Annotated in this window: 5 protein-coding genes and 1 pseudogene; 3 read left to right on the top strand and 3 right to left on the bottom strand. The window is 65.2% G+C overall.

Translation table 11 applies throughout. The features are described 5' to 3' along the window. Positions 1 to 248: 248 nt before the first annotated feature. Both ADK54_RS49060 and ADK54_RS49055 read left to right on the top strand, forming a co-directional pair. Positions 249 to 488 (top strand): annotated as a pseudogene (locus tag ADK54_RS49060) (transposase); the annotation flags it as partial. Between the two features lie 272 nt (positions 489 to 760). Next, the gene (locus tag ADK54_RS49055; RefSeq protein WP_053731072.1) at positions 761 to 1,048 is read left to right on the top strand and encodes a hypothetical protein; all 288 of its coding nucleotides are present in this window, start codon (positions 761 to 763) and stop codon (positions 1,046 to 1,048) included. 48 nt (positions 1,049 to 1,096) lie between these two features. Here ADK54_RS49055 and ADK54_RS41640 read toward each other — a convergent pair whose 3' ends face one another. Both ADK54_RS41640 and ADK54_RS41635 read right to left on the bottom strand, forming a co-directional pair. Next, positions 1,097 to 1,504 (bottom strand): hypothetical protein, encoded by a 408-nt coding sequence (locus tag ADK54_RS41640; protein ID WP_053731071.1) that lies wholly within the window; start codon positions 1,502 to 1,504, stop codon positions 1,097 to 1,099. Positions 1,505 to 1,696: 192 nt separating this feature from the next. Continuing rightward, entirely contained in the window at positions 1,697 to 1,984 is a 288-nt protein-coding gene (locus tag ADK54_RS41635) for a hypothetical protein (RefSeq protein ID WP_053731070.1), read from the bottom strand. Positions 1,985 to 2,395: 411 nt separating this feature from the next. Here ADK54_RS41635 and ADK54_RS41630 point away from each other — a divergent pair, with 411 nt between their 5' ends. After that, on the top strand, positions 2,396 to 2,722 hold the full coding sequence (locus ADK54_RS41630) for a TfoX/Sxy family protein (RefSeq protein WP_053731069.1): 327 nt from the start codon (positions 2,396 to 2,398) through the stop codon (positions 2,720 to 2,722). A 338-nt stretch (positions 2,723 to 3,060) separates the two neighbouring features. Here the strand turns inward: ADK54_RS41630 and ADK54_RS44490 are convergent. Beyond that, positions 3,061 to 3,453, bottom strand: a 393-nt coding sequence (locus tag ADK54_RS44490) for an integrase core domain-containing protein (RefSeq protein WP_159048065.1), incomplete at its 5' end; no start/stop codon positions are given.

Genomic DNA, 3,453 nt, shown 5'->3' with positions numbered 1-3,453 from the left:
TCCCAGCGGTACTCGGTGCTGGGGTTCAGCTGGGCGAAACGGCACCTACGGATCCGCGCTCGCAGCGCATCCTGGCAGGTCGCAGGGGCGGCCAACTACTAACTCGGGCGCGCAGCCCATCGAATAGACCGGCCTGCCCATGCTGAATCCCCGGAAGCCCCTGGCTCGGACGGTCGCACCGTACGACTAGGACCAGGCCCTGTCACGGCCGGAGCCAGAATGGGCCTCCCCCGATGTTCATACCGGGTACCAATGCGATTGAGCCGATGAACCGCAACCTGCGCAAACTCGTCAAGACCAGCGGGCACTTCCCGTCAGACGACGCCGCGATGAAGATGCTCTACCTCGGCATCCGCAACATCGAGGGCCGCCACATCGACGGCGACGGCCGCGTTCCCCAAGGCCGGATCCGCGGGACCGGGACCCTCGGCTGGACCCGCGCCATGAACCAGTTCAAGATCCGGTTCGGCGACCGGCTCCCCCTCTGACCAACATCAACCCACAGTAACCACGGCAGGAACCAGGACCACGGAGCACAACACCGATCACACACAACCCAGTTGACATCCCCCCGGAGCGGCCGGGAAACCTTCCTCACCCCCTGTACGCCTGACTCACCCACACCCCGGACAGTGCCTCTCGCTGGTTTCCTCATGGCCGGCATCATGCGTAAGGCCGTCGAAGCCCGCCGTCTGCGTGCGCGGGGTGTGCCGTACCACGCGACGGCTCCGCATACCCGCAGCAGTGGAGGAACGACGTCATGACCGCCACCGACGACGCCCCGGTCCTCGGCACGCCCTACCTCAGGGGCCTGGCCGACTACTGGAACACCGAGAAGAACCCGGTCAACTACCGGCTGGGCGAGATCGACGGGCTTTACCACCACCACTACGGCCTCGGCGAGGCCGACTGGTCTGTCCTGGAGGGGAGGTGTGTCCGCGGTGTTGAGGGAAGCTCGGGTCTCATGGCGTGCCCCGGTAAGCCCCCACTTCAGCCGATTTGGCCGCGTGGGGGCTTTTCGTGTTTTGGACGAAGCGGAGCGTACTGACGCGCCAACGCTGGGCTGGGGCTGATCAGGGCGCAAGGCTCGGCGACGTTACTCAAGAATCCCGATGTGGTTAAGGATGCCACACAGCAATTCGTGAGTGTTCGCAATTGCCGAGATCTCGTCCTGGGAAAGGACGTTGTTGAGGCCGACGTTGACGAGGCCATCCTGGGTCTGCGTGACGTCGCCGGTGTTGACCTGAGTCTGTTGGTTGGCGGCCTGCTCTGGGCCGTCGTTTTCCTCGCGGAATTCCTCGTAAACAATCGGCCCGTAAATCTTTGCAAGATTATCGGCCAGGTTGTAGTAAAAGAGACTTTCTTCGTCGTGATGTTCTTCGCAGTCGTCCCTCACCTGGGCATTGGCGAGGCCGTGACTTACGGCTTGTGCGGGGGCAGTGAATGCGATGGTGGGGATGGCCAGCAGGCCGGCGACGGTGACGGTGCAAAGGGTGCGGCGCATGACAGTCCCTTTCTGTTCCGTTCGCGGGCAGGGGTGGAATGCACACGTGGCCGCGCGGTTTGTTGATCGGGGAGCCTTGAGGTGTTTCAGATCTTCCCAGAGGCTTCCATGCCTGCCATATAGGCGAACTGCATAATGCTCGGTACAGGCTACCCGGCATTCGCAATGCGCGCCTCCGCTGGCCCACCACCGTCACGGCATGTGAAGCGTTGCACGCCAGGCATCGCTACGTGACAGCCCTGAGTCGTGAAGGATTCGGCGACGGGAGTTGACCTCTGCCCTGGCGCAATTCCACATCGTCATGACGAGTCCGACAGTGGTGGCCAGGCCAAGGGTGCCGCCGATCCACTGTGCAATGCCGTGGGTCGCTCCCGTGCTGAGTGCGTAGACGATGAATCCGGTGAACCAGGCACCGGCCACCATCTTCACTTCGTCGCTGGAAGCCGACTTGACGTCGTTGTACCCACGGGTCTCGATCACCGTTTTACTCCTTCTTGACAATAGCGCGAAAAGGCGCCCGAACAAGTTATGGACAGACGCCCTGATCACATGCGCCGAACGTGATGTCCATGTGGAAGGCGAGTGCGTCCAGGACCAGGTGGGGTCTTGAACGTCGTGGCGGACCAGAAGACGTACACCATGGCGCCCACCCACACCGGGAGGGCCGCAGGGTTGCCGTCCTCGTCCCGGTACGGCTCACAGACCCGCGCACCAAGGGCGGCGGGATAGAACTCCGCGAGCGCGCATCCGTCCTCGGCCCGGATCGTATGCGTCAGGACCCGGCCGGTCAGGGCGCCACCAGCAGGGGTGTCGGGGCGACGAATGTCCTGTACGGCGCAGGGGCGGCGGGTGTCACGGGCTGGTGCCGTGGTGAGTGGGTAGCGTGAGGCCATGGCTTACGACGAGGCGTTGGTGGAGCGGGTCCGGGAGCGGCTGGAGACGGATGGCGCGGTGGCTGAGAAGAAGATGTTCGGTGCGGTCACGTTCCTGCTGCAGGGCAACACGCTGGGCGGCGTGGAGGGCGACGACCTGTTCCTGCGGGTGGCGCAGGAGGATATGGCCGATGCGCTGGCGCGGCCGGGGGCGCGGCCGTATGAGTTCAAGGGAAGGGTGTCGAAGGGCTGGGTGTACGTGGCCGGGGAAGCCCTGGACGACGACGCTCTGGACGAGTGGTTGCAGGTGGCCTTGGACGCGGCGGCCGAGCTGCCGCCCAAGTGAACCGGGCGGTGGGTGGTGTGTGGGCCCTCAGATGTCCTCCGTGGAGGGCCTGGGGGGCTGCTCCGGCTCGCTGGTGGTGGTGAGCGCGCGGGCCACGTCCTGCAGCAGCCGTGCGAAGGGCTTCCTCGGAAGGTGCTGCCGGGGCCGGGGTCGAGGTCGAAGAGTTGGAGGGCGATGCGGCGGGGGGCGTCGGCGGCCAGTTCGACGGTGCTGGTGTGCGCGCCGACGCTCCGTACGCGCTCGGGCAGGATCTGGGTGCGCTGCAGGACGGTGGCGGCGCCGGCGGGGACGGTGACGCTCAGGGTGTGAGGCGTCCCCCGGAGTGTGGACACAGGGGCTCATGCCGCGAGTGTGATTCTACGTTCCCTCTGGTGCTGCTGTTCGAACTCGGCTGGCGAGAGGTAGTTGAGGGCACTGTGACGCCTGCGGGCGTTGTAGTAGGTCAGCCACTGGAAGATCTCCAGCCTCGCCTGACGCACTGTCGGGAACAGCCTCTGGTGCATCGCCTCCCTCTTGAGCCCCTGCCAGAACGACTCGGCGAGCGCGTTGTCGTAGCTCGAGCCGACGCGGCCCATGCTCCTGCGGATCCCGAAACCGCCGCAGACCTGCGTGAACGCAGCCGATGTGTACTGGGCGGATTCAACCGGTCGTTGCAACACCTCGTCCTCGGAGGTGTTGATGGGCAGGCCAGCAGGGTGGATGGCGGCGTTGACCGGGCGTTCGCCGATGAA

The organism is Streptomyces sp. WM6378 (assembly GCF_001279695.1).
Classification (GTDB): domain Bacteria; phylum Actinomycetota; class Actinomycetes; order Streptomycetales; family Streptomycetaceae; genus Streptomyces.
This window is presented reverse-complemented; position numbering and strand designations above follow the sequence as displayed.